The 23,612-nt window shown below is 68.1% G+C and carries 18 protein-coding genes; 10 read left to right on the top strand and 8 right to left on the bottom strand.

Annotated elements, in window-relative coordinates; translation table 11 throughout:
- Positions 1-124: 124 nt before the first annotated feature.
- The 3 genes from F0U60_RS08100 to F0U60_RS08090 form a co-directional block, all read right to left on the bottom strand.
- On the bottom strand, positions 125-1,297 hold the full coding sequence (locus F0U60_RS08100) for an SBBP repeat-containing protein (RefSeq protein WP_395816172.1): 1,173 nt from the start codon (positions 1,295-1,297) through the stop codon (positions 125-127).
- A gap of 434 nt (positions 1,298-1,731) precedes the next feature.
- Positions 1,732-2,523: a PhzF family phenazine biosynthesis protein gene (locus F0U60_RS08095; RefSeq protein ID WP_395816168.1), complete on the bottom strand. Its 792-nt coding sequence runs from the start codon at positions 2,521-2,523 to the stop codon at positions 1,732-1,734.
- A gap of 76 nt (positions 2,524-2,599) precedes the next feature.
- A complete protein-coding gene (locus tag F0U60_RS08090) occupies positions 2,600-3,394 on the bottom strand; it encodes an SDR family NAD(P)-dependent oxidoreductase (RefSeq protein ID WP_395816166.1) in 795 nt (264 codons plus the stop codon).
- A 413-nt stretch (positions 3,395-3,807) separates the two neighbouring features.
- Between F0U60_RS08090 and F0U60_RS08085 the strand changes: the two genes are divergently transcribed.
- From F0U60_RS08085 to F0U60_RS08075, 3 genes are all read left to right on the top strand, one after another.
- On the top strand, positions 3,808-4,515 hold the full coding sequence (locus F0U60_RS08085) for a YqiA/YcfP family alpha/beta fold hydrolase (protein WP_395816163.1): 708 nt from the start codon (positions 3,808-3,810) through the stop codon (positions 4,513-4,515).
- Positions 4,516-4,612: 97 nt separating this feature from the next.
- Complete coding sequence (locus tag F0U60_RS08080; RefSeq protein WP_395816161.1) at positions 4,613-6,559, top strand: discoidin domain-containing protein; 1,947 nt, start codon at positions 4,613-4,615, stop codon at positions 6,557-6,559.
- A 74-nt stretch (positions 6,560-6,633) separates the two neighbouring features.
- Positions 6,634-7,644, top strand: a complete 1,011-nt coding sequence (locus F0U60_RS08075; RefSeq protein ID WP_395816158.1) for an alpha/beta hydrolase family protein — start codon at positions 6,634-6,636, stop codon at positions 7,642-7,644.
- Positions 7,645-7,662: 18 nt separating this feature from the next.
- Here F0U60_RS08075 and F0U60_RS08070 read toward each other — a convergent pair whose 3' ends face one another.
- The 3 genes from F0U60_RS08070 to F0U60_RS08060 all read right to left on the bottom strand — a co-directional run bounded on the left by F0U60_RS08070 (position 7,663) and on the right by F0U60_RS08060 (position 10,720).
- Entirely contained in the window at positions 7,663-8,430 is a 768-nt protein-coding gene (locus tag F0U60_RS08070) for a hypothetical protein (protein WP_395816156.1), read from the bottom strand.
- A gap of 98 nt (positions 8,431-8,528) precedes the next feature.
- Entirely contained in the window at positions 8,529-9,821 is a 1,293-nt protein-coding gene (locus F0U60_RS08065) for a DcaP family trimeric outer membrane transporter (RefSeq protein ID WP_395816153.1), read from the bottom strand.
- Positions 9,822-9,997: 176 nt separating this feature from the next.
- Positions 9,998-10,720, bottom strand: a complete 723-nt coding sequence (locus F0U60_RS08060) for a double-CXXCG motif protein (protein WP_395816150.1) — start codon at positions 10,718-10,720, stop codon at positions 9,998-10,000.
- Positions 10,721-10,944: 224 nt separating this feature from the next.
- Between F0U60_RS08060 and F0U60_RS08055 the strand changes: the two genes are divergently transcribed.
- From F0U60_RS08055 to F0U60_RS08040, 4 genes are all read left to right on the top strand, one after another.
- Positions 10,945-12,480 (top strand): FAD-binding oxidoreductase, encoded by a 1,536-nt coding sequence (locus tag F0U60_RS08055; protein ID WP_395816147.1) that lies wholly within the window; start codon positions 10,945-10,947, stop codon positions 12,478-12,480.
- Positions 12,481-12,586: 106 nt separating this feature from the next.
- Positions 12,587-13,537: a hypothetical protein gene (locus tag F0U60_RS08050; RefSeq protein ID WP_395816144.1), complete on the top strand. Its 951-nt coding sequence runs from the start codon at positions 12,587-12,589 to the stop codon at positions 13,535-13,537.
- A gap of 55 nt (positions 13,538-13,592) precedes the next feature.
- Positions 13,593-14,780, top strand: coding sequence for a tetratricopeptide repeat protein (locus F0U60_RS08045; protein WP_395816141.1), 1,188 nt, complete (start codon positions 13,593-13,595; stop codon positions 14,778-14,780).
- A gap of 134 nt (positions 14,781-14,914) precedes the next feature.
- Positions 14,915-16,657 (top strand): GNAT family N-acetyltransferase, encoded by a 1,743-nt coding sequence (locus F0U60_RS08040; protein ID WP_395816138.1) that lies wholly within the window; start codon positions 14,915-14,917, stop codon positions 16,655-16,657.
- A 115-nt stretch (positions 16,658-16,772) separates the two neighbouring features.
- Here F0U60_RS08040 and F0U60_RS08035 read toward each other — a convergent pair whose 3' ends face one another.
- Complete coding sequence (locus tag F0U60_RS08035) at positions 16,773-17,672, bottom strand: DUF2381 family protein (RefSeq protein WP_395816135.1); 900 nt, start codon at positions 17,670-17,672, stop codon at positions 16,773-16,775.
- 24 nt (positions 17,673-17,696) lie between these two features.
- Positions 17,697-19,418, bottom strand: coding sequence for a serine/threonine protein kinase (locus F0U60_RS08030; RefSeq protein ID WP_395816132.1), 1,722 nt, complete (start codon positions 19,416-19,418; stop codon positions 17,697-17,699).
- A 406-nt stretch (positions 19,419-19,824) separates the two neighbouring features.
- Between F0U60_RS08030 and zwf the strand changes: the two genes are divergently transcribed.
- The 3 genes from zwf to gndA all read left to right on the top strand — a co-directional run bounded on the left by zwf (position 19,825) and on the right by gndA (position 23,555).
- Positions 19,825-21,369, top strand: a complete 1,545-nt coding sequence (gene zwf, locus F0U60_RS08025) for a glucose-6-phosphate dehydrogenase (RefSeq protein ID WP_395816129.1) — start codon at positions 19,825-19,827, stop codon at positions 21,367-21,369.
- Complete coding sequence (pgl, locus tag F0U60_RS08020; RefSeq protein ID WP_395816127.1) at positions 21,366-22,034, top strand: 6-phosphogluconolactonase; 669 nt, start codon at positions 21,366-21,368, stop codon at positions 22,032-22,034. Before zwf ends, pgl begins: the two co-directional genes overlap by 4 nt.
- Positions 22,035-22,115: 81 nt before the next feature.
- Positions 22,116-23,555: an NADP-dependent phosphogluconate dehydrogenase gene (gene gndA / locus F0U60_RS08015; protein ID WP_395816124.1), complete on the top strand. Its 1,440-nt coding sequence runs from the start codon at positions 22,116-22,118 to the stop codon at positions 23,553-23,555.
- Positions 23,556-23,612 lie beyond the last annotated feature (57 nt).

The following is a 23,612-nucleotide window of genomic DNA, read 5'->3' as shown; positions in this document are numbered from 1 at the left end:
GAGCCGGTGGGGAGACTCCCAGCCTGCTCGCACGTTCAGGCGGCGCGCAGTGTGCCCGCTGATCAACGCGGTGCCAACCGTAAGGGTCGGACCTACATCCAGAACCGTCTCCGTCCAGAGATAGTCAAGGGGTCGTTGCCTCGGACGCCTTCGCTTTGGCCGTGGTGAGGACGAAGGCGTCACGAACCCCGCGCACGGGGAACGCGTCGCCCAGCAAATTGCCGGTCGTGTAGCCAACGATGAAGGCCTCTCCGCACGCATCAACCGCCACAGCGGACGGGTGGTCGTCTCCGGGGCTGCCCCACTGCTTCTGGGCGAGCAACTTCCCCTCGGGACTGAACTTCAACAGGAAGATGTCTGCGATCCCCTTGTTGACAAACTCGCTGCTGATCGCTCCCCCCGTCTCGCCCACCACGAAGATGTTGCCATGGGAGTCCACGGCCATGTCCGTTACCCACTCGGAGCCCGGGGAACCGTACTGGCTCGTCCATTCCACCTTCGGGTTGCCATCGACGAGGGTTGAGGGATCCAGCAACCGCACCACCACGTCTTGCTCGCCGTAGGCCGTGTCTCCCAACTTCATGAACGTCGCGCCAACGATGAGGAGCTTCCCATCATCCCGGACATGGGCGGCATGCATCATGTCCGCGCCGTACGTCGTCTGCCTCCACAGGTCACCCAGCGCACCGGTGGTACTGTCGAGCTTCCGCACGAACGCGCCTTTCTGAGCGCCACCCGGGTTGTAGCCCGTCACGTAGAGGGCTCCCGCCCCTGTGGTGTCCACGGCCAGCCCTCCGAGGGTGTCCGTGTACGGGGTGTTGAACTCCGTCCACCACTGCTGCCTCAGCAACCCATCTTCCCCCGGTGCCACTTTGAGGACGAAGGGGTCCTCCCATCTCTCGACATAATTCGCAGGCACGTAGACATCGTCATATCCACTGACGATGATGTCTCGCTTATTACCGTTGTCTGCTCTCTGGGCGGTGAAGGCGAGCCGGTTCGGGAGTTGCGGACGAACCGTACCTCCTTGATAGAGGATCTGCTCTCTCTCGTTTCCGCGCGGCCCACCGATGAAGATGTCTTGCTGGCCGTAGTGTTGGAAGGTCGGGAAGGCGCCGGTGGTACGGCCCGCGAAGTAGAGCTCGCCGGTGTCCGGGTGGAGAGCCAGCACATCGAGGGTGTCGCTGGCTCCTGGATTGTCGAATTCCCGCGTCCAGAACTGCGGCGTGGACTCCTGGGGCAGGCTCCCCACCCTCATCAAGAGGGCCTTGGAGTCTCCCGAGGGATCCGTCCGCATTTCTCCGATAACGCCATCTCGATACCCAGCAAGGTAGAGAAGGCCCTGGGAGTCGACGGCCACATCCAGGAACTCCGCACCCCTGCCTTCCGACCCCAACATGAACCCCTCGCCGTTCCAGAGGGAGTCATTTGAAGGCACCTGAAAGCATCTGCTGGGAGTGTCACCGCCAGCATCGGGAGAACCAGCCGGCGGCTCTCCATTGCCTGAACAGCCAATTACAGCCAATACAACGAACACCCAAGACATCCGAATCGACACGAAAGCCCCCCCTTGCGTTACGCTGCGGCTTTCTATGCCCAATCACCCGCCAAATCCATCAATTAATTGATCGATTCGAGCACCAAGTCCCCGCTCACTGGCATGGGAGGCCTGAAGCTCTCCTTCGCGTAAATCGAGACTCAGGGATGGAGACAGTCACCGGCGGAGAAGCATCACACGGTGATATGGCCCTCGAGGTACAGCACCGCCTGTCCTGAGATGCCCACGCGCTCGCCGCGGTCCTCGCACTGGAGGATTCCGCCCCGCGCGGATACCTGGTGTGCCAACAGCTGCTTCTTGCCCAGCACATTCGCCCAGTAAGGCACCAGCGTGCAGTGTGCCGAGCCCGTCACCGGATCCTCGGGCACCCCCACCCGTGGCGCGAAGAAGCGCGAGACGAAGTCCGCCTCCGAGCCCCGCGCCGTCGCCGCCACCGCGAACAAGTCCAACTGGGCCAGCTTCGCCATGTCGGGGTTGAGCGCCCTCACCTGCTCCTCGCTGTCGAAGACGGCCAGCAGGTCACGCGACAGCAGCGTCTCGCGCGGCTCGGCCCCCAGGGCTTCCACCAACCCCTCCGGCACCGCGCACGGCTCCGGAGGCCGAGAGGGGAAGTCCATCTCCATCCACTCGCCTTCCTGCTGCGTCACCACCAGCGGCCCCGAGCGCGAGTTGAACTGCGCCCTCTCCAGGCCCGGCGCCAGGCGCGTGAAAAGAATGTAGGCCGCGGCCAGCGTGGCATGACCGCACAGGTCTACCTCTTGCGCGGGGGTGAACCAGCGGATCTGCCAGCCGCGAATCTCATCGCGCAACACGAAGGCCGTCTCGGAGAGGTTGTTCTCCGCCGCGATGGCCTGGAGCACCTCGTCCGGCAGCCAGGCGTCGAGCGGGCAGACCGCAGCGGGGTTACCCCCGAAGACCTGCGAGGAGAAGGCGTCGACCTGGTAGAGGCGAAGGCGGGTGGGCATGGGATGGCCCTTTTCTACCTCAACCCGAGGAGTCGTGCGAACCGGGGGGCCCGAAGCACGGACGGAGCAACGGACTTCACTTGGAGGACTGGGTCAGCGCGCTGGCGAACTGCATGGCGTAGTTCACCTCCAGGCCCCCATCCACCACCAGCGTCTGGCCATTCACGTACGAGGAGCCCTCGGAGCACAGCCACTCAATCGTCTTGGCAATCTCATCCGCGCTGGCCACGTAGCCCACGGGCACGCTGTCCTTCACCTTGGCCTCGAGCGCGTCCCAGGCCTCGCCCATGTAGAAGCGGCTGGAGTCGGTGTCGATGTAGCCCGGGTTGACGGCGTTGACGCGGATGCCGGAGGAGGCCAGCTCGGCGGCCAGGTACTTCACCAATATCTCCATGGCGCCCTTCATCGCGCCGAGGAAGCCATGGAAGGGCAGCGGCATGCGCGAGTCCATGCCGGACACCGCCACGATGCGCCCCTTGCGGCCCGCCATCAGGGGCACCGAGCGCTGGGCCGCCAGGAGGAAGCTCTTCACCGTGACGTTGAACGTCTTGTCCATCTGGTGGAGCTTCATCTGCATCAGCGGGGTGAAGGCCGTGGAGGCGGCGTTGGCCACGAAGACATCCAGCCCGCTGAACTCCTGTTGGATCAGGTCGAAGGCGGCATGGAGGCTGGCCGGCTCGAGCTGATCCGCGATGACGGTGCGGCAGCGGCGTCCGAGCGCCTCCACCTCCTTGCACAGCGCGTCGGCGGCCTCGGCGTCACGCCGATAGGTGGAGACGATGTCGTAACCGGCCTTCGCGAGTCTCAGAGAGAGGGCTCGGCCCACGCCACGCGAGCCACCAGTGATGAGCGCCACGGGAGCATTCGTCATGCGCCCGGGCATACCACCTTCACATGCGCCTTGGCGCCGGGCACCCGGAGGGTGTCCTCATTCGAGACACCCACCCATGAAATCGTCCTGTTTCAGGACAGGCCCTCACATGGCCGATTTCCTCAAGAAATTCAGGTGATTGATACTCACAGTGTATAGGCGCTTTACAAACGCACTGCGCCATCATGGTCCATCTGCTTCCGAATCACGCGGGGGTGTACCAGGAAGTACAGCCACTTGGCCGTTGGCACGAACGATGCTCTGGCACAGGCCCAAGAATCGAGTCTCCGTCGGCATTGACGCGAGCTGGAGGGCCCCGGGTTCCCCACCAACCCGGGGCCCTCATCCTTTCTGGAGCCTGGGCTCCATCACCCGCCGGGTCCCCTGAAGACGCGAAGGTAGAGTGCGCCGCCATGAACGTCGCACCTGGCTCCTCTCCGGCCCTCGCGGGCCCCCGCTGGCTCTACCTCCACGGCTTCGCCTCAGGGCCCCAGTCCGCCAAGGGCGTGGCGCTCGCCGAGCACTACGCGCGCCAGGGCATCCACTTGGAGCGGTTGAACCTGCGGCAGCCCTCGCTCGAGCACTTGAGCCTGAGCGCGATGATGCGCACGGTGCGCGACGCTATCGGCGGCGAGCGGGACAGGGCCATCGTCTTCGGCTCCAGCCTGGGTGGGCTGACGGCCTGCCGCGTGGCGGAGGAGGACGCACGGGTGTGCGCGCTGGTGCTGCTCGCGCCGGCCCTGCGTGCCTCGGAGCAGATGCGGCGCACCGTGGGAGAAGAGAGCCTGCGCCGATGGCAGGAGACGGGCTGGTTGGAGACGCAGGACTACGCGGAGAAGCGCAAGACGCGCGTGCACTTCGGCCTCATCCAGGACCTCGACACCATTGAAGCGCGCTCGGGCGGCTGGCCGGACGTGCGCGTTCCCACGCTCCTCATCCACGGACGGAAAGACACAACGACAGACATCCGCTATTCGCGCGAGTGGGCGCGCGACAAGCGCCACGTGCGCCTCGTTGAAGTGGAGGACGGGCACGAGCTGGTGGACTCACTCGGACGCATCGCCGCCGAGGCGGATGACTTCCTGCGCCCCTTCCTCACGGGCGCTCCCCAGCATGGATGACAGGGAGGCGTAGAGCCTGTCAGGCCACCGGCCGGGCGAGAGCACGCGGAGGCACAGCGAGGAATGGTACGTGGGCTGTCCCGTTGGTGCCCCCACGATGCGTAACAGAAACCGATTGCTCTCCTCCTCGTGTTTGCTGGGCGTCCTGCTCACCACGGCTTGCGAAGCGCCCTCCCCCCCCACTCCCGCCGCGCCTCCTGCGGCGCCCCCCGTGGCCGAGGCCCCTCGGACCGACACGCCCGCCACGGATGCTCCCGCCACTGACACCCCCACCACGCCCCCCACGGGGGATGTGGGCAACACCGGCTCCGCGCTCACCGTGAGCAACTGCCGCGTGCTCACCACTTCCCGCGCGAGCGCCAGCGGTGACGACGGCGCAGGCAGTGTGGCCGCCAACGCCCTGGACGACAACCTGAGCACGCGCTGGAGCGGCCCCGGCAAGGGCGCGTGGCTCACGCTCGACCTGGGCTCCTCGCAGTCGCTCGCTGGCGCGGCCATCGCCTGGCACCAGGGCGACCAGCGTCAGAACCACTTCACGCTCTCCACCTCCGAGGACGGCACCACCTTCAGCCAGGCCTACGCGGCCGACAGCGCGCTGACGACGGCGGCCCAGACGTACCGCTTCACCGGCACGCGCAAGGCGCGCTACCTGCGCGTCACCGTCAACGGCAACACCGTGAATGACTGGGCCTCCATCTCCGAGGCGCGCGTCTGTGGCGAGGACACCACGACGCCGACGCCGCCCACCACGGACTCGGGTCCGGCGCTGCCGCGCCTGCCGTACTTGCAGAGCGTGGGCACCACCAGCGCGCTGGTGGCCTTCCGCACCAGCGTGTCCTGCACGCCCTTCGTCCGCTATGGCGAGGGCTCGGACATCTCGCGCACCGCCACGGCCACGGCGGCCGGCTGGCAGCACGCGGTGAAGCTCAGCGGCCTGCTCCCGGGCAAGACGTACAGCTACGTGATCGAGGCGTGCGGCTCCGTCACCGGCGTGCGGCGCTTCCAGACGGCCACCGGCCCGGAGACGACGCGCGTGCACTTCACCGCCATGGGTGACTTCGGCACGGGCGGCTCGCTGCAATCCCAGGTGCTCAAGCTGCTCGGCCAGCCGTCGCGCGCGGGCGAGTTCCTCCTCACGCTCGGCGACAACGCGTACTCCTCCGGCACCGACGCCGAGTTCCAGAGCAACATGTTCAAGCCCATGGCGGCCCTGCTGCGCGAGGTGCCCCTCTTCCCCTCGCCGGGCAACCACGAGTACGTCACCAACAAGGGCCAGCCGTACCTGGACAACTTCTACCTGCCGGCCAACAACCCGTCGAAGAGCGAGCGCTACTACTCGTTCGATTGGGGTCCGGTGCACTTCGTCTCGCTCGACTCCAACTGCCCCTTCGGCTACACGCTCTCGGACTGCTCGCTGTCGCTGGAGAAGACGTGGCTCGCCCAGGATCTGGCCGCCACGACCCGGCCCTGGAAGATCGTCTTCTTCCACCACCCCATCTGGTCGAGCGGCGAGCACGGCTCCAGCACCGCCATGCGCCGCGAGTTCGCCCCCCTCTTCGAGCAGTACGGGGTGGACCTGGTCCTCACCGGGCATGATCACAACTACGAGCGCTCCAAGCCCATGAAGGGTGACGCGGTGGCGGCCTCGGGCACGCGCGGCATTCCGTACCTGGTGGTGGGCAGCGGTGGCGCGACCCTGCGCACCTTCCCCGGCTCCCAGCCGAGCTGGACGGCCTACCGCAACAACACCCACGTGGGCTACCTGGACGTGGCGGTGGACGGTGGCACGCTGACCACGAAGTTCATCGACTCGGGCGGCACCGTGCGCGACACCCTGACGCTGACGAAGACGGTGCCCGCCGCGGTGCCCCAGACGTCCAACGTCTCGGCGCTGTCCAAGGACACGACGCCCCAGGGCCCCACGTATGACCCCACCCGGCAGCCCGCGTTCCTGGGCCAGAAGCCGGTTCCCCCTGCGGACACCGCGGAGTCGGTGGCGGACGCCCCCGAGCCGGCGCACGGCTTCGCTCGCGAGCAGCAGTAGCTCCATCACTTCCGGTTGGAAAGCTGCCCGGACGCGGCGAGGATGCCGGGCGGCTTTCCCCCGGGAGTCTGAGGATGAATCGCATGCACTGGCTGGACGCGCTCGCCGCGAGGTTCATGGTGGCGCGCCAGCCCCGCTTCTTCGAGGACGGCTGGGGCTCCCAGGCGCTCCTGGAGAAGCTCACCCGAGGCCCCCAGGGCTTCGCCTTCCCCGAGCTCTCCGAGGTGACGGTGCGCCAGCCTCGGCGCGAGCGGCACCTGCTCATTCAGGAAGGGCGCTTCCCCAGCCCCGCCGCGGTGGGCTCGTTGCCAGAGGCGTGCCGGGAGGCACACTTCCAGTTGCTGCTGCCGCACGACGCGGGCCCGCGCCCTCCGGTGTGCGTCTTCCTGGCCGCCTCCGGTGACGAGGGCTTCGGCCTGCGCCGCTTCATCGCGGGAGAGCTGGCCCGGTACGGGGTGGGCGCGCTGCTGCTGGAGAATCCCTACTACGGCTCGCGTCGCCCGCCCGGACAGAAGGGCGCGGCCGTGCGCACGGTGGTGGACCTGCTGCTCATGTTCCGCGCCACGGCGGTGGAGGCCACGGCGCTGCTCGGGTGGCTGCTCGCGCGCGGCCACCCCAAGGTAGGCATCTCCGGCTACAGCATGGGTGGCAGCATCGCCGCCTATGCCGCTGCGATGTTCCCGCTGCCCGCGGCTGTCATCCCCCTGGCCGCGGCACATGCGTCCGCGCCCGTCTTCACCGAAGGCGTGCTGTCCGCCGTCCCTGACTGGGAGGTACTGGGCCGCACCACCGGAGGCCCCGAGGCGGCGCGCCAGCGTCTGGCCGAGCTTCTCTCCGCGGTCTCCACCACCGCGCTGCCGCCGCTGTCCAACCCACGCCGCGCCATCCTCGTGGCCGCGCGCCAGGATGGCTTCGTCCCCTCCTCCTCCACCCTGCGCCTGCTGCAGCACTGGCGGGGAGCGGAGCTGCGCTACCTGTCGGGAGGACACCTGAGCGCCTTCCTCACCGGGAGGACGGCCATCATCCGTGCCATCCTCGATGCGTTCTCTCGCATCGAGGCGATTCAGCTTCCCTCCAGCGATTGAGCCCGGCGGAGGTGCCCTTCAGGGCTGGCCGCCGCCTTGCCTCCGTCCTCCGCCCCAGCCTCCGCGCGCCCCCTGCCGCTCCTCGCGGCGCATCTCGTCGTACTTCGCCTGCTGCGACTCATCGAGGAGGGCCTTCACCTCCTTGTCCGTCTGGTCGCGCAACTGGCGGAGCTCCTGCCGGATATCCCGGGGCGACTGGTTGCCGGTCCGCATCCCCTCGAAGAGAGCCTGACGCTGGGCGTCCTCGTTCTGCAGGCGGCGCGTGAGTTCCTGCTCCTGGCTGTAGCTCAGCCGCGCCTCCGAAGCGAACTGACGCAGGCGCTCAGCGCGCTCCGACTGGGCCTGTACCTGGGCCTGCTGGAACTGCTGCTGCCGGAGCTCTCGCTGCTCGGCCCGCATATCGTCCTGCACCGAGCGCACCATCTCCTTGAGGTACTGACGCCCTCCCTCGGAGCTCAGCGCCTCGCCAGCCACCAGGCCACGCACCTCCGACCGGAGCTGCTCCACCTCCGCGGCCAGGGACGGGGCCACGGCCACCACGCCGCCATCCGAGGAGACCACGGGCCGCTGCTCGAGCAGCATCAGCCGCTTGGAGAGGCTCAGCGAGGCGTCCTCGAGGAGCTTCACCCGCAGTTCGAGGTCCCTCATCTCCCGTGAAGGGGAGGCAGAAGGCCGCTCGGTGGGCGGGGGAGGGGGAGGCACCGTCTCGCCGCGCGAGCCCCAGAGGGAAACCGCGAGCGCCAGAACGGACAGGCCGAAGGATGCGGGGCCAAGGAAACGGTTCATGATGGGCTCCCAGACGGATGGACTGGCACCTTATTCGATTTCGAGAGCCCCCATGAGCAGCTCACCTCTGCGATGAGCCGCGTCCACCGGACCCTCACTCAATAGAAGAACCGGGTGGAGAAGATGAGCCGCACCGCGTTGTCTCCGGCGCCATTCACGTCCTCGCGACGGCCGAAGAGCAGCTCCGCGCCGAACGTAACGGAGCGCACCGGCGAGACGAGGAGGTTGCCGGAGAGATAGTGCGTGCGCTTCAGCGTGTTGCCCGGCTGTGCATCCCGGGGGAAGACCTCGAGGTAGCCGTAGACGAACGAGGAGGCGAAGTGCTCGGACCAGCGCGGCTCAATGGCGCCGAACACCCCCAGCGAGGGCACCGCCTCCAATCGACCGGGAGCCACCACGACGGCATCGAGTCCCAGCCCTGCGATGTCGGCCGTATAGGCACCGATACCGGAGCCATAATGCACCTGAGCTGAGGTACGTGAGCCCGTGCGGCCCCACGTCCAGAGCCCGCTCAGCATGGCGCCCCATCCCGGCACCGCGTGCTGCGTGCCACCGTCTTCGTAGAACGAGAGCCACCTAGCCAGGCCCGCCGCGCGCACGTGACGGCCCTTCCCAAGGTTCCACTCCAGCGCGCCCACCACGTCCGGCAAGGGCTTGCGTACCTCTTGAGTGTCTGGGTTGGAGAGCGTGAGGTCCGGCAACGGCCGCTCCAGCGATAGCTGGATCAGCAGAGGGCCGAAGGTGTTCCCGTAGCGCAGCACCTCACGCCGAGAGGCCAACATGGAGCCGGGTCCCTGGAAGTCGAGGGTGTCCGGCACCGCATCCAGGTCCATGAACGTCGTCCACTTTCGCCCCGCCAGCAGGGGGCCGATGATTGCGTACGCCTCGTAGACGCGGAAGTCGCCGCCGCTGGAGCCCTCGCCGTAGAAGTCGGCGGAGACATGGCCGATAAGCGGCCCCAGGAGCGTCAGCTTTCCTCCCTCGAAGAAGAGCCGCGTCTGCTTTGCGTTGAAGTTCAGGTTGGGCCCGCGATCCTCCGCGCCCACCGGAATGGAGGAAGGAACGAAGTCCTCCTCGTTGAGGATGGGCCTGAAGTCATAGTTGAGGTCCACCTTGAGACGAGCGCGGAAGGAGACGTAGCCGCGCGCCAGATCATCCTCCGTGGCCGGGCCCACCTTCATCACAATCCCCGTGAGGGAGGGGTCGATCACCGCCGGCTTCGGCGGCTCTTCGAGGGGCTCGTCATCCGCCTCCGGGGGAGATTCCGGGGTCTGCACACCACCCGGAGTCTCGGGTGCCTCCGGAACGGCGACGTCCTTGGATTGTGCGAGGGTGCTCCCCGGCACCAACAACGCTCCCAGCAACACCCCCAGACGGCTGAGCCTCCACATGCGACATGCCCCTTCCCTGCACCTTGGTACGAGGCGGAGCAGGATGAAGGGTCGTCCTGCCCTCGGCACCATCCGCATGGAGCCGATTCACGGTCGTGGACAAAGCCGACCACTCAACACACCGCGCCAACGAAGGGGGGCTGAACCTCCGGCGTCATCGGGCCGACAATCCCGGGTCAGCGGACCTCCAGCTCCTGGAACAGCACCCCATCCAGCGCCAGGCGCCGCGCCGCATCCACGAAACGCTCATTGGCGACGATGAGCGTCGCCCCTTGCTTCAAACGAAAGAGGTCTGGTTCCGCGGGAAGTGAAGCACCATCGAGGATGATGGGCTCCGGGAGGGTGAGGGACTCGTTCCCACAGGTGGGGCACGGAGGCTCAAGATCCGGTGGCAAGCAGTCGGGGTGGAATTGGCCGTGCAGTTCCATCTGCATCTCGAGCAACTCGGGTGCGTGCTTCGTGCGGAAGCGGACTTGGATGGAGCACCCTTGCAGCCCCCTCACGCCTACTTCCTCCATGCGCACGAACGCCTCGCGGCGCATGTACAGCGCCCAAGGCTCTTGCATGAAAAGCTGACCGAAGTAGCCCAACCCTGTCCCCTCCACTGGGCCGAACCGTGCTCCTGGCTCCAGCCTGGCTCCCGGGGGAGCCAACGGACGTACCAGCTCGCGCAGCCGCTCAATTTCCTTGAGCGGCACGGGCCAGGAATCAGACAGCTTTTCCAACTCGTGCGGTGGCAGGCCAGACAGATCCATGCATGGGTACTCAAGTCCTGCGCTCCCTCCTTCCGCATTGCATGTCGGGCACGGCTCCACGCCGGGTAAACCCCACTTGTGCGAGGCATTTAGGTAACCCGTGTAGCGCGGCGAAGGATCTCCTTCGAGTCGATAGAACTTCATGCTGCAGCAAGCAGGAGCAGGACACGTTGCGGGAGCAGTCTGGGCATCTGGACCCAGAACATAAGGCCACTCGCGTACTCCTGGCGCCCTCCGAAGCGAACTCGCCCGAGACCCATACCGGCCCCCCTCGCCGCGTCTGGCATACTGGGCCGCGTGACAGTCCATCGCCGGAAGCCGTGCTCCCCTCCCCTGCTCCCATCCTTACTGCCGTGGGGAGGTGAACGATGAGCGCGCTGGAGACGGCCCTGGCTGCGTGGCGCTCCGCGCTGGGCGAGGCCCACGTGGTCACCGAACCAGAGGCACTCGCGGCCGCGGAGACGGCGACCTTCGCCACCACCCAGCGCATTCCGGCCATCCTCCGCCCTGCGAATACGGCCGAGGTCCAGGCCTGCCTGCGTATCGCACAGGAGCACCGCGTCCCCGTCTATCCGGTGAGCGCAGGTCGCAACTGGGGCTACGGCTCGCGCGTGCCGCCACGAGATGGTTGCGTGTTGATGGAGCTCGGCCGGATGAACCGCATCCTCGGCTACGACGAGAAGCTGGCGTACCTCACCGTCGAGCCCGGCGTCACCTTCCGCCAGGCTCATGCCTGGTTGAGGGCTCAGGGCTCCCGGCTCTTCATCACCAGCATTGGAGGCTCGCCGGACGCCAGCATGGTGGGCAACGCGCTCGAGCGAGGGGATGGGCGAGGGCCACACGCGGACATCTTCCAGCACGTGTGCGGCCTGGAGGTGGTGCTTCCCACGGGCGAGCGACTGGAGACGGGGCACGCGCGCTTTCCCGGTGCGCGAGCGGCGCCTGTCTTCCGTTGGGGCGTGGGCCCCTCCCTGGATGGACTCTTCAGCCAGTCCTCGCTGGGCGTGGTGACGCGCATGACGTTCTGGCTGGCGCGAAAACAGCCCTACTTCCGCGAGTTCTTCTGCTCGGTGGACGAGGACGCCCAGCTCTGGGAGCGGGTGGATCGGCTCCAGGCGCTCGCGCTCGACGGCACCCTGCGCAGCAGCTTCTTCTTCTGGAACGACATCAAGGCGCTCAGCGTGACGCAGCAGTACCCCTATGCCGCAGTGGGTGGACGCACGCCCCTGCCCACCTGGGCTTTGGAGCAGTTCCGCGAGGGCTTCGGACGCTGGGCCATCAGCGGCGCCCTCCACGCGCCAGACGAGGACATGGGCGCGGTGCTGGAACGACGGCTGACCACCGCGCTGGAGGGACTATCGCGCCCACTGCACCTCTCGCCTCCACCACCGGACGGAGAGAGCCCCTTCCAAGGTGTCCCCACGGACGCCAACTTGGCCATGGCGTACTGGCGCAAGCGCACCCCGCGCCCGGAGGAGCCGCACCCGGACCGAGACCGCTGCGGCTTCATCTGGTGCTCGGTGGCCCTGCCCTTCACAGGCGAGGAGGCCCAACGCGCCGTGGGCATGGCGGAGCGCGTGCCCCGCCTGTTCGGCTTCGAGCCCAACCTGGCGCTGCTGGCCCACTCCCCGCGCTGTCTCTACCTGGTCGTCGCCATCTCTTTCGACCGGGATGGCCGCGGAGAGGATGATCGCGCCCTGGCCTGCTACCGCGCGCTGGCGCGCGAGCTGTCTACCGCCGGGTACTACCCCACCCGGCTCGGACTCCAGGCGGAGGGAGACGCCCTGCCCTCGGCGGATGACTCCGCTGTGATCCTCCGGCGGCTGAAGCAGGCGCTGGATCCGGCCGGCATCCTGGCTCCGGGGCGCTACGAGCCCGGCTCTCCGGAGAAGGACTCGGAGTGAAGTGCGGGAGGAAAAAGCCCGCGAAAATCACAGGGAAGCAACTTCCCCGGGGCTCCCCCGATAATCCCTTCACGTTTCGCCCTTCGAATCCCTTCTGGAGCCCCCCATGACCCTGATCTCGCGTTCCGCTGAGTTCAACCGCCACCGTCCCGTGTCCTCCAGCCGTGCCGAGCCGGGTGCTGAGCGGAACCAGGCGTACCGCGAGGTTCAGCGCGACTTCCGCCGGGACACCGACCCGAAGCGCCAGGCGGAGATCGACGCGGCCAAGGCCAAGAAGGAGAAGGGCGAGAAGCTCACGCCGCACGAGCAGGCGCTGCTCGACGGTCAGCGGACCTCCCGCAGCAACACGGCCACCAACAGCGCCGAGCAGACGTCCATCCAGAAGACCTTGGAGACGAGCGGCTTCGAGCAGGAGCTCGTCTCCGGTGAGGTCAGCAAGGACTGGACGGCCTTCTCGGGCCAGCACGAGGTGGGCAACAAGGACGGCTCCTTCTACAACAAGGTGGAGGGCCAGGCCCTCACCGCCGGCGTGGGCGCCAACGGTTCCGTGAGCGTCGACCCCGCCAACGGCAAGCTCATCGCGCAGGGCTCCGCCGAGGCGAAGGCGGACCTGGTGCGTGGCTCGGTGGAGGGCCACGTCGACAGCCCCGTGGGCCGGACCTCGTGGCAGGCCGAGGGCAACGTGGGCGCCGAGGCCAGCGTGCAGGGCCAGGTGGTGGTGGATCCGCTCCACGGTGACGTGGCGGCTCAGGTGGGCGGCGATGCGTTCGCCGGCGCCCGCGCCAGCGCCGAGGTAACGCAGGAGGTGGGTCCCGCGGCCGCCACGGTGGGCGCGGAGGCCTTCGCCGGCATCGGCGCCGAGTTCGAGGCGAACGTGGGCCTGAAGGACGGCAAGCTGGCCGCCAACTTCGACGTGGGCGCCGCGCTGGGGATTGGCGCCAGCGTGGAGTTCGGTGTCGAGCTGGACGTGAGCAAGGTCGGCGACGCCGTGAAGAGCGTGGGCGAGGGCATCAAGAACGTTGGCGAGGGCATCAAGGATCTCGTGAGCGGCTGGTAGTCAGTCCCCGGGACAGCGCTCGACAGCCCCCAGTCCCTGGGGGACACTCGCTGGCATGAATCCTCTCGAGAAGCTCCTCGCGGCGGGTCAGACGGCCCAGGCCCAGGCGGAAGCGAAGAAGGTGCTCGCCCGCCAGCCGACGAACCGGGATGCCCTGGTCGTCCTGGCCAAACTGGCCCTGCTGGAGGGGAAGCTGCCCCAGGCCGAGGAGCTGGTCGCCAAGGCCGAAGCCCAGGGCGCCACCGCGGACACCCTGCTGGTACGCGCGAACGTGGCGGCCCAGAAGGGTCAGCTCGACGCGGCCCTCAAGGCCTACCAGCAAGTGCTCGCCCAGGACCCCCGCCGAGCCGAGGCCCACTTCGGCCGCGGGATGATGCTCATCAAGCAGGACAAGGCCGCGCAGGCGCTGGAGGCACTCACCAAGGCCGCGCAGCTCGACCCGACCAACGCCGTCTTCCGCTACCGGCTGGGGCAGGTGCAGCTGGAGGCGGGCAAGGACGAAGAGGGCCTCGCCACGCTGCGCGAGGTCGTCACCCAGCAGCCCCGCTTCGTCCCCGCGTACCTCAGCTTGTCGCACGCGCTCGCGTCGAGGGATGACCTGACGGAAGCGCGGCGCGTTCTCGAGCAGGGACTCAAGGCGCTCCCTCGCCACCCTCGCCTGCTCGCGGCGCTCACCGTGCTGGCCATGGCGCTGAGGGACTTGAACACCTCCTACAAGTCCGCCTCGGCGCTGGCGGCGCAGCGGCCCAAGGACCCGGACGCCCAGGCCAACCTGGCGCAGCTCATGCTGGCGCGCGGACAGTTCCAGCAGGTCCTCCACCTGTGCCGCACCATGGACTCGCTGGGCCTGGCCACCGAGTCCCTCAAGATGGCGGAGGCCACCTGCTACGAGGCGGAGGAGCCCCCCGCGTATGACAAGGCGGTGGCGGCCTACGAGGCGGCCATGGGCCTCGCCCCCGACGGCTGGCGCGCCGCCAACAACCTGGGCCAGCTCTTGCTGCGCATGCCCGCCGAGTCAGAGAATCAACACCTCCCCCGGGCCATCACGGTGCTGGAGGAGGCGATCCGGCGCGATCCGAAGCAGCCCGAGCCCCACCTCAACCTCGCCCTGGCCCTCGCGCGGATGGGACAGCAGGCCAAGGCGCGAGAGCAGGTGAAGAAGCTCCTGGCCCTGCCGCTGTCCGAGGAGAACCCGGTGCGACAAGAGGCCGTCCGCCTGGAGCAGGCCCTGGGCAAGGCCTGAGCGACGGCGCGTCCTTGAATACGCGCCCGTGACACGCTCGGTCTCCCGCCAGACATGCGGCGGGGGGAGGCCACGCCTGGGGTCAGCGGCTGGAGCCTTCCACGGGTGTAGAATTGCCCTCACGGGAGGCGTGCATGAGGAGCGCCCTGTACGAACGGTTCCGCACCCTGGGTGATCGCTACCGCGCCGAGCGCGCGAAGGTGGGCCGCAAGCGCCGAAGAGCAGACCCTCACCCCAGCCCTCTCCCAGCGGGAGAGGGAGCGCCCACGGGATTGGATCGCACGGCCTTCCAGCAGCTCGGCGAAGCGGGGATGTTCCGCGCGGCCCTGGAGCCAGCGCTGGGCGGCGAGGGACTCACCGGCGCGGTGCATGCGCTCGCGGGCTTCGCGGCGGGCTCGGGGGACCTCGGACTGGCCACCTCGCTGCTCACGCACCTCGTCTGCGTGCGGCTCCTGGCCCATGCCGGCACCCAGGCGCAGCGGGCGCGGCACCTCCCTCGCCTCCTGTCCGGAGAGTGGGTGGGCGCCGTAGCCAACAGCGAGCCGCGAGCGGGAACGGACATCCTCGCCCTGCGCGCGCGCGTGGTGCCTACTCGGGACGGACTGAGGCTCGATGCACGCAAGTGCAGCATCACCAACGTGGGCTCCGCGGACCTGGCCATCGTCTCCGCGCGGCTGGCCGGCGTGCTTCCCTCCCACGCGGTCAACCTCTTCCTCCTGGAGACGGCCTGCCCGGGCGTGTACATGCGCCCGGTGACGGACCTCACGGGCCTGTCCACCTCCGCCACCGGCAACCTCGTCGCCCGCCGGGTGGTACTGCCCTCGGACGCGCGCCTCGGAGAACCCGGCGACGGCGTGCGCCTGTTCCGCACCACCTTCACCGAGGAGCGGTTGCTCACCGGGGTGTTGTACCTCGCAGCAGTGCGCCGCTGTCTCGAGCGGGGGATGGCCCACGCGCAGGCGCGCCGCACCTTCGGCGAGCCCCTGGGACGCCACCAATACATCCAGGAGCGGCTGGTGCGCATGCGCGTGGCCGAGGAGACGCTGGAGGCGCTGCTCGACTCGACGCTCGGCGCGCTGTCGCGAGGCGAGGACGTGTTCGGCACCCTCTCCATCATCAAGCTGCACGGCGTGGAAGCAGCGGTGGACGCGGCCCAGGGGCTCATGCGCGTACTCGGCGGCAAGGGCCTGCGCCGAGGCGAGGGCGCCGAGGGAATGCTGAGAGATCTGCTGTGCCTCTCCGTCTTCGGCGGCACGGTGGAGCTGCACAAGGTGGTGCTCTACAACGAGACGGTGAAGGCACGCGGACGGGCCCGGCCTCTGCCAGGAGGGGACGAGACGCTTGAGGTGCACGACACCGGCACGCTCCCACCTGGGCTGGAGGCGGAGCTGTGCGCGCTCGTGGCCCGCACCTTCCCGGGAGAGCCCGCGCTGCACGGCCGCTACTACTACGACACGCGGCCGAACCTGGTGGTGACGGTGAGGCGCAACGGAGGCCTCGCGGGCTTCCGCGCCATCACCTTCCGCGAGGTGATGCTGGGAGGCCGCATGGTGAAGGTGGCAGGCCTGGGCATCGCGGTGGCGCCCGAGCACCAACGCCAGGGACTCGGGACGCGCCTCACCCACCGGGTGCTCGCGCTGCTGGCCGAGCGCGGCGTGGAGCTCGCCCTCGCCTTCCTCCTCACCCGCTCCGCGGAGAAGCTGCTGCGCACCACCGGCTTCTCCCGCCTCACCGTCCCGGTGACGTACCTCGCCCGAGAAGGCGGCCGGCTCATCACCGAGTCCATGCCCGCCTATGGCCTGGCGCTCGGCGGCTCCGCGCTCCTGGAGGAGATAGAGGCTCGCGGAGGGCTGCACCTCGGCGTGGGCACGTGGTGAAGCGAGAGCGGTCTGCACCGTAAACTGGTTGTTGATACCGAGCCGACATTGGGGATGCCGCCATATCCGAGCAACACCTCCAACGCATAGCCCCGCGCTCCCTTGGCCCTCCTCCCTACGGGAACGTCACCTTGGAAATGGTGATGGCACGCCCTCCCGCATCCCACAGCTTCAACGTCCATTCGCCTCGAGCTTGCTCCCTGGTCACGGCAACCTCCACAATCACCGACTTGACCTGAGCGGGCGCGATGACCTCATCCTGCTGGAACTTCACTCCCTTGATCTCCTCGCCCCGGGCGTCCACCAGGGAGGCTCCGGCCACCATCCAGGGTTCCGACCCGGAGTTCATCAACAACACGTCCGCCGCTACGCTCAGTTCTGCGCGATAGCTGGTACCACTCACCAGGGAGAGCTCTCCTTTCGAAGGTCCGGACACCTGTGCTTCGAGCACCTGAGCCCGGACCCCATTGAGGTCAATCGTCTTGCTGGCAAGGAGACTCCGGAGACCTCCTGACTGGCCGAGCAGGGCCTGCGTTCGCGCGAGTTCCTCACGAAGTTGCCCATTCCTGGCACGCTCCTGAATCACTTCCTGCTGAAAGGACTCCCGGGTGCGCCTGTCACGGTACACCTCCACCTGGTGTGTTGCTCGCCCGGGGTGAGCCACCAGCACGAAGGTGCTGCCGCTCGAGGTCGTATCACCTTCGAAATGCACCGTGAGCCGCAGTCGTTCACCAGGAGCCATGTCTGGCGGCGGCATCAATGTCAGGAGCCTACGAGAGCGGACCACCTCCTCGAACCGCACTTCATCTTGTAGTTCCACGATGGAGGGCGCATCAAAGCGCAGGCTCGTCACGAGCCCCGGACTGACGCACAATTCCAGGGCTGCGTTGGTGGGCGTGAGTGCCAATTCCAGGCGCTGCACGTCCTCGCAGGCGGCACCTGTGGAGGGCTCGCCACGAGAGGCTCCTCGAAGAAACAAGAGGGCCAGGATGGCGAGAGGAGTGGATGGGAGCACGGGAAGCAGCCTCCAATGGGGGGCCTAGTGGAAGCGAGACACCGCTTGAATGCGCGGGTCGTAAATGATGTGCGCCTCCTCCGCCGTGCTCTCAGGCTTCATCTTGATTCCAAGCTCGTTGGGGGACAACCACTCCAAGCAGACCGGCACGCTCTCCCCATTTGGAAGAATGGCCTGGGTGAATCGGCCATAGACACGCCCCGCTCCGAAGAAGACGTGACCCATGAAGCGGGTTGAATCCGGAAACAGTCCCCAGGAGACCGGCTGTTCGACAGTGATGGGACCCTCCCGAACAATGGCGACTCGGGTCTTCGAGAAGGCTGGAAAGTACGTGATGTGTGTCTCTCCTTCGCGGATGCGGAACTGCTCCAGGGTCGCGGCGGCGCCGGGCGGGCACTCTGCCGGCTTGGGGGGCGGACGTTGCTGAGGGCCGCTCGCGCAGGCGGAGCCAACAAGGCAAGTAGCGGCGGCAAGGGAGCGGATCTTCTGGGATTTTGTCATCGCGGAGTTCTCGCTTCGGGTCGCACGGGCGACGGGCGCGGGAGTAGGTGACGTCTGGGGTGCCGCGCCCGGACCAACTTCTTCCGTCAGGTCAACGGGCGCTATTTCCTGGCGAGGGACAGCCTGTTGCGGCGGGGGGGTGGTAGGCGACGTAGTACGTGGGGTCAGCACCATGAGGCCCATCCCCACGGCCGTGCCGAGCACGAGCCCAGCGGCCCAAGGCCACCACCGTCTCACCGGGCGAGCCCGAATTTCCGAAGGTGGAGAGGGAGTCGGTGCTGGAACGAGGGGCTGTGCTGGAGGGGAGGCCAGCGCGGAGGCCGGACGCTTCTCCTGTCTTCCCCCGGGGAACAGCGGCGCGCGCCAGACGTCATCCGCCTGGGCTGCCGCATCCTCCAGCGCCGCTTCGAGCGCCTGGGCGTCCGCGAACCGCGCCTCGGGGGCCTTCTCCAACATGCGCAGGCACAGCTCGCCCAGCGCCGGGGGCACGCGCGGGTTGAGCACATGCGGGGCCGAGGGAGCCTGCTCCAGGATGGCGCGCACCATGCCCTGGTCGTGCCTGTCTCCGAAGGGGAGCTCGCGCGTGAGCAGCCCATATATCGCGACGCCCAGCGCCCACAGGTCGTCTCCGGGGCCGCCGGGATAGGGCTCCCCCTCCCAGGCCCGGGCGAAGCGCAGTGCCTCGGGGCTGCGGTATTCCGGGGTGCCTGGCGGCAGCCGCATCGTCAGACGCGGGGCGCCCTCGTATGCGGCGGCACCGAAGTCCACCAACACCGGCTGCCCATCCGCCTCGCGGATGATGATATTGGTCTCCTTCACGTCCCGGTGCACCACGCCCGCGGCATGCACGTCCGCCAGGGTGCTCGCCAGAGGCACCAATACCTGGTGAACCAGCTCGAGCGCGGACGGGTTCTCCTCCCGGGCCCACACATCCAACGAGCGGCCCTCTATCAACTCGAGCGCCAGGACGAGGAAGCGGGGCTCCTCATCCGGCCAGACGCTGTACCCGTGGAAGCTGACGACGTTGGGGAGCTGCGCGCGGCGAAGCGCATCCACCTCGCGGTTACCCCGCTTGTCCATGGGCACCAGCTTCACGGCGAAGCGGCGCCCATCCCGAGAGGCCTTGAAGACGGTGCCGAAGCTGCCCGAGGCGAGCTTCCCCTCAATGATGAAGCCCGCCACGCGCTCGCCAGGCGTGAGCTCCACCCAGGGCCTCTCCCAGACCCCGCCCATGTCGTCGTGCATCCAGCCTCCCTCGGAGAGGGAGGCTACCTGACCGATGAGGAACCGCCCCGGATGCCAGGGGTAGGGAGCTTTTCACCCGACGTCGACGACAGGCCGTCAGTCCACCTCGATGTCCAGCACCTGCCGGGCCAGCACGGATTCCTGTTGGACGACATAAGCCGAGGCGGAGGGCCTACGGCCTCCGGGGATGTGGGGGAACATGCGCCGCGCCAACCTACGCACCTGTCCCGAGCACCCGCGAGCAGGGGCGGCTCGGCACGTCTTCCGGCGAACGGTTGAGGCTCCCACATCCTGCACCGGACGAGCGCCCCGTCCCCGGGGACAGGGACATCTCGCGAAGGATTGATGCACCAGCGCGGGCACGAGCGCATATGTTCCCCCGGCATTCGCGGTTCCGGAGGGCGACATGGAAGAGCAGGGCCTGCACATCGAAACCCATCCCCGAGAAGGAGACCCACTGGTACGGGCGGGAAGACCCGACCCGTGCGTCATGGTCCTCTTCGGCGCCACGGGAGACCTGGCGCAGCGCAAGCTCTTCCCGGCCCTCTTTGAGCTGGCGCGCCAGGGGCTGCTGCCCAACAACTTCGCCGTGGTGGCCTTCAGCCGCTCGGAGCACAACCTGGAGCAGTTCCGCGCCCAGGTGAAGGAGGGGCTGCAGAAGTTCGCCCGCACCCAGCCGTTGGACGAAGCCACGTGGGAGCGGCTCTCCTCCAAGCTGGAGATGATGACGGGCGGCTACGACGACCCAGAGTCCTACATCCGTCTGCGCGAGCACCTGGAGCGCATTGCCGAGCGCTTCGGAACCCAGGGGAACCAGCTCTACTACCTGGCCACCCCGGCCTCCACCTTCCCCTCGCTGCTCAACGGCCTGGCCAGTTCCGGGCTGCTGTACCGCGAAGACCCCGCCGTGAAGCGGCCCTGGCGGCGGCTCGTCATCGAGAAGCCCTTCGGCCGAGACCTGGCCACCGCGAAGGAGCTCAACCAGGCGCTGGCCGCGGTGCTGGACGAGAAGCAGATCTTCCGCATCGATCACTACCTGGGGAAGGAGACGGTCCAGAACATCCTCGTCTTCCGCTTCGCCAACGCCATCTTCGAGCCGCTGTGGAACCGGCAGCACATCGACCGCGTGGAGATCACCGCGGCGGAGAAGATTGGCGTCGAGGGGCGCGGGCGCTTCTACGACGAGACAGGCGTCATCCGGGACATGGTGCAGAACCACCTGTTGCAGGTGCTGGCCCTGTGCGCCATGGAGCCGCCCGTCTCGTTCGGCTCGGAGGACATCCGGGACGAGAAGAACAAGGTGTTCCGCGCGCTGCGTCCCATGGTGGGCGGTGAGGTGGCCAAGTACGTGGTGCAGGGGCAATACAAGGGATACCGCGAGGAGCACGGGGTGGCGAAGGACTCGAAAACGCCCACCTACGTGGCCCTGAAGACGTACATCGACACGTGGCGTTGGCAGGGCGTGCCCTTCTACGTGCGCGCGGGCAAGAGCCTGAGCAAGCGCGTGACGGAGGTGTCCATCCACTTCAAGCCCGTGCCGCACTGCCTCTTCAACACCAGCGACACCTGCCAGCGGCTGCAGCCCAACGTGCTCACGCTGCGCATCCAGCCTCGCGAGGGCATCGCGCTGAGCTTCGAGTCGAAGGTGCCCGGCGAGGACATCAACATCGCGGGCGTCACCATGGACTTCGACTACTCGGAGAGCTTCCACAAGCCAGTGCCGGAGGCGTACGAGCGGCTGATGCTGGACTGCATGCGGGGCAACACCACGCTCTTCGCGCGGCAGGACAGCGTGGAGCAGGCGTGGGCGTGGGTGACACCCATCATCGAGTCGCTGGACGCGGGCAAGGGTGGGCCGCTGCACACCTATGAGCCCGGGAGCACGGGGCCGGACGCGGCGGCGGCCCTGCTGGCACGGGATGGCCGGCGATGGACGGAGCTCAAGGGATGAGGCCGGCCCCCATCGTGGTGGAGAAGGAAGCGCTGGGGCGCGAGGGCGCGGACTGGGTGGCGCGTGAGCTGAACGCGGCCCTGGCCCGGGGCGGGAGGGCCAGCCTGGCGTTGTCAGGCGGAAGCACCCCGGGGCCGGTGTACCGGGAGCTGACGACGCGGGACGTGCCGTGGGAGCGGGTGGACTTCTACTTCGTGGACGAGCGCTTCGTTCCGCCGGATCACCCGGAGAGCAACTACCTGCTGGCGGAGGAGGCGCTCTTCAAGCCACTGAGCGTGCCGCCCCAGCACATCTTCCGGATGCAGGGCGAGCGCGCGGACCGGGAGCAGGCCGCGAGCGACTACGAGAAGCTGCTGCCCCCGGTGCTGGACGTCGTGGTGCTGGGCATGGGTGAGGACGGGCACACGGCCTCTCTCTTCCCTGGCAACTCCGCGCTCCAGGAGAAGGAGCGGCGGGTGCTGGCAGTGGTGGGCCCCAAGCCACCGCCGTGGAGGATGACACTGACGCTGCCCGTGCTGCGGTCCGCCCGGAAGGTGCTGGGGCTGGTGAGCGGAGCGGGCAAGCAGGACATGGTGCGCCGGGTGCTTGCGGGGGAGAACCTGCCCGCGGCCCAGGTAGAGCAAGCGCAGTGGATGATGGACCGGGCCGCGGCTGGCCAGCAGTGACACCGTGAATGCTCCCTCTCCCTCTGGGAGAGGGCTGGGGTGAGGGTCTTCCCCCAGAACCGACACACAGGAGTCAACGCAATGACGACAGCACAGGGCGCACAGCAGGGGCGTGCGCAGTTTGGCGTGGCGGGCATGGGGGTGATGGGGCAAAGCCTCGCGCTCAACGTGGCGGACCACGGCTTCCGGGTGGCCGTGTGGGATCGCCACCCCGAGCGCTTCGACGAAATGCGCCAGAAGGGAGCGCCCGACAGCCTGAAGGGCTACGCGGCGTTGGAGGAGTTCGTGGCCGCGCTGGAGCGCCCGCGCCGCATCATGCTGATGGTGACGGCGGGAGCGGCGGTGGACTCGATGATGGAGCGGCTGGAGCCGCTGCTGCAGCCAGGGGACATCGTGCTGGACTGTGGCAACTCCTGGTTCCAGGACACGCGCAAGCGCGAGGCGGAGTGGAAGCAGAAGGGGCTGCTCTTCCTGGGCGTGGGCGTGTCGGGGGGTGAGGAGGGGGCGAGGTACGGCCCGTCCATCATGCCGGGAGGCCCGGCCGAGGCGTACGCCCAGGTGCGTCCGGTGCTGGAGGCCATTGCCGCGAAGAGCGAAGCGGGCGTGTGCGTCACCCACGTGGGTCCGGACGGTGCGGGCCACTTCGTGAAGATGGTGCACAACGGCATCGAGTACGCGGACATGCAGCTCCTGGCGGAGACGTACGATCTGCTGCGCCACGGGCTCGGGCTGTCGGCGGACCAGCTGGCGGACCTCTTCTCGCAGTGGAACCAGGGCATCGCCGAGTCCTTCCTGCTGGAGACGACGATCAAGGTCCTGCGCAAGAAGGACGCGGAGACGGGCAAGCCGCTGGTGGACCTGGTGCTGGACAAGGCGGGCCAGAAGGGCACGGGCAAGTGGACGGTGCAGGTGTCACTGGACCTGGGCGTACCGGTGCCCTCCATCGCAGGGGCGCTGGACGCGCGCAACCTGTCGTCGATGAAGGACGAGCGCGTAGCGGCGAGCCGGGTGCTCCATGGCCCGAAGGGCGAGTCGCTGTCGGCGGACGAGAAGGCGAACCTGGCGGCGTGGGTGCATGACGCACTGTACGCGGCGCGGGTGGTGACGTACGCGCAGGGGATGCGGCTCATCCAGGCGGCGTCCAACGAGTACAAGTGGAACGTGTCGCTGGCGGAGATGGCGCGCATCTGGCGGGCGGGCTGCATCATCCGCGCGAAGCTGCTCACCCCGCTGCGCGAGGCCTTCGAGAAGAAGCCGGACCTGCCCAACCTGATGCTGGCCGACAGCCTGGCGCCGGTGCTGGAGAAGATGGCGCCGTCCTGGAGGCGCACGATGGCGGTGGCCACGCGGCTGGGAATTCCGGTGCCGGTGTTCAGCGCGAGCCTGGCCTACTTCGACAGCTACCGCAGCCCCGAGCTGCCGCAGAACCTCACCCAGGCCCAGCGCGACGCCTTCGGCGCCCACACCTACCAGCGCCGCGACAGGCCCGAGGCCGGCTTCGTCCACTCCGACTGGAGCTGACGCGCCCACCCGAACAAGAAGTCAGTACCCGGGAGGGGCACCGGTGCGCTAAGGCGC

It is taken from the genome of Archangium minus, from assembly GCF_044360475.1.
Taxonomy (GTDB): Bacteria; Myxococcota; Myxococcia; order Myxococcales; family Myxococcaceae; genus Archangium; species Archangium minus.
This window is presented reverse-complemented; position numbering and strand designations above follow the sequence as displayed.